Raw genomic sequence first — 6441 nt, 5'->3', positions numbered from 1 at the left:
TCATGCGCTGCACGACGCGATGCACCACGTGGTCGCGATACTGCCGCTGCATGCCGCCGCGTACGCGACGAAGGAGCAAGCGGCGGTCGCGCACACGCGAGCCACACAGGGGCCGCGAACACGCAGCGCCGCAGGCGCCGCAAAATAGACACAGCTCACTACGACAGTGTGTAGTGCATCCGGCAGAATGGGCGCATGGGCAATGTCTTCGACCTGAGCACGGTGGCCAAGCGGTTTCGTTTCATCGCGGTGCTCGAGGCGATCTCGTGGGTGCTGCTGATCATCGGCATGGTGTTCAAGCGGATTCCGGAGCCGGTGTTGTGGCCGGTCAAAGTGTTCGGCATGACGCACGGCATCGTGTTCGTGCTGTTCGTGATCACCGCGATCGTGGCGGCGCGCGAGCTGGGGTGGAACGCCAGGACCACCGTCCTCGCGCTGCTGTCCAGCATCCCGCCGTTCTGCACGGTGCTGTTCGAAGTGTGGGCGGTGCGGTCGGGGCAGTTGGGTGAGCTGAGCAACGCCGGCTCCGCCGAGTCCGGGGCACCCGTATCCGCCACGTCGTGACAAACTGGAAGTCGTGAATCGACCAGCCGCACGCCGTCCTTCGCCCGCTGTCGCCGCCGCCATGTCCGGAGCGGTCGATCTGTCCAGCCTGAAGCAGCCCGCGGGAGGCGCGGGCGCCGCGGCCGGTGGCGACCACGCGGTGTCCGAGGCCGATTTCGAGACCAAGGTCCTGCGCCGGTCCATGCAGGTGCCCGTGGTGGTGGTGCTGTACTCGCAGCGCAGTCCGGGCAGCATCGAGCTGGTCCGCACGTTGGAGCGTCTGGTCGCCGCCGACGGCGGCACCTGGGATCTGGCTACGGTCGAAGCCGAGGCCAATATGCGGATCGCGCAGGCGTTGCGGGTGCAGGGCATCCCGACGGTGATCGCGATCGCGGCCGGGCAGCCGCTGGCCGATTTCGAGGGTGTCCAGCCCGAGCCGCAGGTGCGGCAGTGGCTGAACGCGGTGGTCGACGCGGTGGCGGGCAAGCTCGAAGGTGGCGGGCAGCCGCAGCAGCCTGCCGAGGATCCCCGTTTCGCGGCGGCCGAGGCAGCGCTGGAGCAGGGTGACCTGGCCGGCGCCGAGGCGGCCTACCAAGCGATTCTCGACGCGGAGCCGGCGAACGAGGAGGCCAAGGGCGCGTTGCGCCAGCTCCGCTTCCTCGCTCGGGCCCAGGACCTCCCGGAATCGGCCATCGCGGAGGCCGACGCCGACCCGTCGAATGTCGAGGCCGCGATCCGAGCCGCCGATCTCGAACTATTCCAGCAGCGTCCGGAGGCGGCGTTCGATCGGCTGATCGGCGTGGTCAAGCGCACTTCCGGCGACGACCGCACAAAGGCGCGGGCCCGTCTGCTGGAGCTGTTCGAGCTGTTCGACCAGGCCGAGCCGTTCGTCGTGGCCGCGCGCCGCAAGCTGGCCGCCGCGCTGTACTGAGTCCGTGGCCGGTGCGGCTCGCTAGCTGTGGCGCAGCCAGACCGCGGCGTGCGGCGCGAGCGTCACCGCGGCCGAGGCGGGACGGCCGTGCCAGGGCTCGTCGGTCGCCAGCACCTCGCCGAGGTTGCCCAGGCCGGAGCCGCCGTAGTCCGCGGCGTCGGTGTTGAGGATTTCCAGCCAGCGTCCCGGCTGCGGCAGGCCGACCCGGTAGGCGTCATGGGTCGACCCGGAGAAGTTGTAGACGCAGGCCACCACGGAGCCGTCGGAGCCGTAGCGCAGGAACGCCAGCACGTTGTTCGCGCTGTCGTCCGCCTCGATCCAGGCGTAGCCGCCCGGGGTGGTGTCCTGGCTCCACAGAGCGGGGTGGGCGCGGTAGACCGCGTTCATGTCCCGCACGAGTGTGGTGATGCCCCGGTGCAGGGGGTTGTCCCGTTCGTGCCAGTCCAGGCCGCGATCGTGCGACCATTCCCGGAACTGGCCGAAATCCTGGCCCATGAACAGCAGCTGCTTACCCGGGTGGCCCCACATGTAGGCCAGTAGGGCGCGCACTCCGGCGGCTCTGGCGAAATCGTCGCCCGGCATCCTGGTCCACAGCGTGCCTTTGCCGTGCACGACCTCGTCATGGCTGATCGGCAGCACGTAGTTCTCGCTCCAGGCGTACACCAGCGAGAAGGTGATCTCGTTGTGGTGCCAGGAGCGGTGCACCGGGTCGCGGCCGAGGAACCCGAGGGTGTCGTGCATCCAGCCCATGTTCCATTTCATGGTGAAGCCGAGACCGCCCACGTCGGTGCCGCGGGTGACGCCGGGCCAGGTGGTGGACTCCTCGGCGATCGTCACGACGCCGGGGTGCTGCCGGTGCAACGTCTCGTTGAGTTCTTGCAGGAAGTCGACGGCTTCCAGGTTCTCTCGTCCGCCGTGCACGTTCGGCTCCCACTGGCCTTCGCCGCGGGAGTAGTCGAGGTAGAGCATGGAGGCGACCGCGTCGACGCGCAGACCGTCGACGTGGAATTCCTCGATCCAGTAGCGAGCGTTGGCGATGAGGAAGTTGCGCACTTCGTGCCTGCCGAAGTCGAACACGAAAGTGCCCCAGTCGAGTTGCTCGCCCCGGCGGGGGTCGGCGTGCTCGTAGAGCGGGGTGCCGTCGAAACGGGCCAGCGCCCACTCGTCGCGCGGGAAGTGGGCGGGTACCCAGTCCAGCAGGACGCCGATACCCGCCGCATGCATCCTGTCGACGAACGCACGGAAGTCGTCGGGGGAGCCGAAGCGCGCCGTCGGGGCGTAGTAGGAGGTGACCTGGTAACCCCACGAGCCGCCGAACGGATGCTCGGCGATCGGGAGCAGCTCGATGTGCGTGTATCCGGTCGCCTCTACGTACTCCGCGAGCTGGTCAGCCAGCTCGCGGTAGCCGAGTCCCGGTCGCCACGACCCGAGATGCACCTCGTAGACGCTCATGGGCGCGCGCGTGGGGTCGGTGGCGGCGCGCTGCTCGAGCCAGGCGTGGTCGTGCCACGCGTGGTGGCTCTCGGCGACCACCGATGCGGTCGCCGGAGGTTGTTCGGTGGCGAAGGCGAGCGGGTCGGCATGGTCGACGGTCCGTCCGTCGGCGCCGTGCACGCGATATTTGTACTTGGTCCCGGGCCCGACACCCGGGACGAAGACTTCCCAGACCCCGGAGGATCCCAAGCTGCGCATCGGCGCGGTGTTGCCGCTCCAGCCGTCGAAGTCCCCGATAACGGTGACGCCGCGGGCGTTCGGCGCCCACACCGCGAACGACGTGCCCGTCACCTCGCCGTCGAGAGTGGTGTAGCGGCGCGGGTGGGCGCCGAGCACCTCCCACAGGCGTTCGTGGCGGCCTTCGCCGATCAGGTGCAGGTCGAGTTCGCCGAGCGTGGGCAGGAACCGGTAGCCGTCGGCGCTGACGATGGTCTGGCCGCCGGGATAGGTGGTGACGACGCGGTAGTCCATGACCTCCGGGTACGGCAGCACCGCGGCGAACACACCGTGACCGAGGGGTTTCAGCGCGTGGTCGACGCCGCCGACGCGCACCGCCACGGTTTCGGCGTGTGGGCGCAGCACCCGCACGGCCGTGCCGTCGGGATGGGGATGCGCGCCCAGGACGGTGTGCGGGTCGGTGTGGGTGCCCGCCGCGAGCAGCATGAGATCGCGACGTTTCATCGCAGCGTCCTGCGGTAGGCCAGCTCGGTGCGCGCCTGCTGGGACACGGGGGGCAGGGCGATGATGTGCGCGACGGCGCGGGCGGGGTCCAACCGTACGTAATTGGTCTGCGCCCAGTGATACTCCTCGCCGCTGACCTCGTCGTACACCACCGGATGGTCGTGCCATTCGCGGCCGATCGCGGGCAGGTCGAGCGAGAGCATGCCCCACTCGGCGCCGAAGGGATTGAGGTTCACCACGACCAGCACGGCGTCGCCGCCGACCGGGTCGATCTTGGAGTAGGCGAGCAGCGCGTCGTTGTCCACGTGATGGAAATGCAGGCAGCGCAGTTGTTGCAGGGCCGGGTGCGCCCGGCGGATCTCGTTGAGCCGGGTGAGCCACGGCTCCAGTGATTCGCCGCGGGCGAGCGCCTCGGCGAACGGGCGCGGGCGCAGCTCGTACTTCTCCGAGTCGAGGTACTCCTCGCTGTCGGGGCGCACCGCCTGATGCTCGAACAGCTCGAAGCCGGAGTAGACGCCCCAGGTCGGCGCGAGGGTGGCGGCCAGGGCGGCGCGGATGGCGAACATGCCCGGCCCGCCGTGCTGGAGGCTTTCGTGCAGGATGTCGGGGGTGTTCACGAACAGGTTGGGGCGGGCCTCGTCGGCCTTGGCGGCCAGTTCGTTGCCGAACTCGGTGAGCTCCCATTTGGCCACACGCCAGGTGAAATACGTGTACGACTGGCTGAATCCGCGCCGGGCCAGCCCGTAGAGCCGGGCAGGGCGGGTGAACGCCTCGGACAGGAAGATGACGTCCGGATCGGTGCGCCACACGTTCGCGATCAGCCACTCCCAGAAATCGGCGGGCTTGGTGTGCGGGTTGTCGACGCGGAAGACGGTGACGCCCAGACCGATCCAGTGCCGGACCACCCGCAGCACTTCGGCGTAGAGGCCGTCGGGATCGTTGTCGAAGTTGACCGGGTAGATGTCCTGGTACTTCTTGGGCGGGTTCTCCGCGAAGGCTATGGTGCCGTCGGGCAGGGTGGTGAACCACTCGGGATGCGCCTGCACCCACGGATGATCGGGCGCGCACTGCAAGGCGAGGTCCAGCGCCACCTCGAGGCCGAGTTCCCGTGCCTTGCGGACGAATTCGGCGAAATCGGCTTCGGTGCCCAAATCGGGATGGACGGCGTCGTGACCGCCGTGCTTCGAGCCGATGGCCCACGGTGAGCCGACGTCGCCCGGCTCCGCCGTGAGCGCGTTGTTGCGTCCCTTGCGGTTGATCTCGCCGATCGGGTGGATCGGCGGCAGGTAGACGACGTCGAAACCCATGCCGGCGATGCGCGGGAGCTCTTCGGCCGCCGTGGCGAAGGTGCCGTGGACCGGCTTGCCCGCGGCGTCACGACCGCCGGTCGAGCGCGGGAAGAACTCATACCAGGAACCGTAGAGCGCACGATGTCGCTCGACCTGGACGGTGTGCTGGGGCCCGCGAGTGACCAGGTCGCGCAGCGGTGTGGCGCGCAGGATCTCGGCGACTTCCCCGGTGAAGGCCGGGGCCACCCGGGCGGGCAGTTGTTCGTCACTGCGCAGCGCCGCCGCGACCGCGCGCAGGCGCTGGAACTGTTTCTTGGCGACGGCCTGCGCCGCGCGCTCGAACAGACGGGCGCCCAGCTCCAGGTCGTTGGCCAGATCGGCGGCGCTCTGCCCGACGGCCAGTTTCGCCTCGATCGCCGAGCGCCAGGTCGCGATGGGATCGCTCCAGCCTTCGATCCGGTAGGTCCACGCGCCCGGCGCATTCGGGGTGAAGGTCGCGTTGAAGACGTCGGGTTCGTAGTCCGGCGTCATGCGGATGCGGGTGACCCGCGAGGCGCCAGGGGCACGCACGACGAGGGTGGCGGCGACGGCATCGTGGCCCTCGCGCCACACGACGGTGCGCACCGGGAATACTTCGCCGACCACCGCCTTGGCGGGCCGGCCGCCTGGGATGGACGGGGCTGTGTCATCGATAGCGATGCGGCCGGTCACGGAACCAACTTACCGGCAACCGGCCTTCCGGACCCGATCCGCCGAAGTCCCCAGCCCGCTTCCGGACCCTTGTCGCGGGGGCTGATCTGGGCTTTCGGTTCAGCGAGCGTCGGCGGCGAGGCCGAGTCCGAGCGCCACCAGGACCGCGCCCAGGGCGCGCTCTACTCGCTGCCGGATACCGGCGCGGCGCAGCCAGGCGCCCGCGCGGTCGGCGGCCAAGACCACGCCGACGCACCACGCGGTGTCGATCACCAGCTGGATGAGGGCCAGGATCACGACGGTCGGCAGCACCGGGCCGTCGGACGGCAGGAACTGGGGAAGAACGGTGAGCCCGAAGACCGCCGCTTTGGGGTTGGCCGCGATCGAGATCAGCGATGCGCGGAAGGCGGCGGCGGGCGTACGGCCCGCGGGCAGCATACGCGTCATCGCACTGCCGAACTCGCCGTCGCCGCGGGCGCCGCGCCACGCCTGCACACCGAGCCAGATCAGCACCAGCGCGCCGACGACATGCACGGCCGTGTGCATGGCCCGGTTCGCGACCAGCAGGACGGACAGCCCTGCCCCACCCGCCAGCGTCCAGCCGAGCACGCCGATCTCGTTCCCGGCCACCGCCGCCAGACCCGCGGTACGGCCGTCCCGGACGGCGCGCTGGATGAACAGGGCGGTGGCAGGCCCCGGGAGCGCGGCGATGAACAGGCAGGCCAACAGGAACTGCGGCAGGACGTGAACCCAGTGCGGCATCAGCCGATGCTGTCATCTCGTCGCTGTTCGGGCCACTGATTTCCGTGCCCG

At 69.7% G+C, this 6441-nt stretch carries 5 protein-coding genes; 2 read left to right on the top strand and 3 right to left on the bottom strand.

The annotated features are described in order from the left end of the window. The first annotated feature begins 195 nt into the window (after window positions 1-195). Complete coding sequence (locus tag ACWEKR_RS34260; protein WP_452358027.1) at window positions 196-564, top strand: DUF3817 domain-containing protein; 369 nt, start codon at window positions 196-198, stop codon at window positions 562-564. Between the two features lie 61 nt (window positions 565-625). Continuing rightward, window positions 626-1474, top strand: a complete 849-nt coding sequence (locus ACWEKR_RS34255; RefSeq protein ID WP_452358030.1) for a tetratricopeptide repeat protein — start codon at window positions 626-628, stop codon at window positions 1472-1474. A 21-nt stretch (window positions 1475-1495) separates the two neighbouring features. Here the strand turns inward: ACWEKR_RS34255 and glgB are convergent, their stop codons facing one another. From glgB to ACWEKR_RS34240, 3 genes are all read right to left on the bottom strand, one after another. Further along, entirely contained in the window at window positions 1496-3649 is a 2154-nt protein-coding gene (gene glgB / locus ACWEKR_RS34250; protein ID WP_452358026.1) for a 1,4-alpha-glucan branching protein GlgB, read from the bottom strand. Then, window positions 3646-5649 carry a maltotransferase domain-containing protein gene (locus tag ACWEKR_RS34245; RefSeq protein ID WP_452358025.1) on the bottom strand — a complete coding sequence of 668 codons (2004 nt, stop codon included), beginning with the start codon at window positions 5647-5649 and terminating at the stop codon, window positions 3646-3648. Before ACWEKR_RS34245 ends, glgB begins: the two co-directional genes overlap by 4 nt. A 99-nt stretch (window positions 5650-5748) precedes the next feature. After that, entirely contained in the window at window positions 5749-6390 is a 642-nt protein-coding gene (locus tag ACWEKR_RS34240) for a LysE family translocator (protein ID WP_452358024.1), read from the bottom strand. Window positions 6391-6441: the final 51 nt, after the last annotated feature.

It is taken from the genome of Nocardia sp. NPDC004573 (assembly GCF_053602135.1).
Note: the sequence above shows the minus strand (reverse complement) of the source record. Positions and strands in the feature narration are given on the sequence as shown.

Coding starts and splice junctions, on each gene's coding strand:
- glgB (WP_452358026.1), bottom strand. CDS start 3,649: ATGAAACGTCGCGATCTCATGCTGCTCGCGGCGGGCACCCACACCGAC.
- ACWEKR_RS34260 (WP_452358027.1), top strand. CDS start 196: ATGGGCAATGTCTTCGACCTGAGCACGGTGGCCAAGCGGTTTCGTTTC.
- ACWEKR_RS34240 (WP_452358024.1), bottom strand. CDS start 6,390: ATGCCGCACTGGGTTCACGTCCTGCCGCAGTTCCTGTTGGCCTGCCTG.
- ACWEKR_RS34255 (WP_452358030.1), top strand. CDS start 626: ATGTCCGGAGCGGTCGATCTGTCCAGCCTGAAGCAGCCCGCGGGAGGC.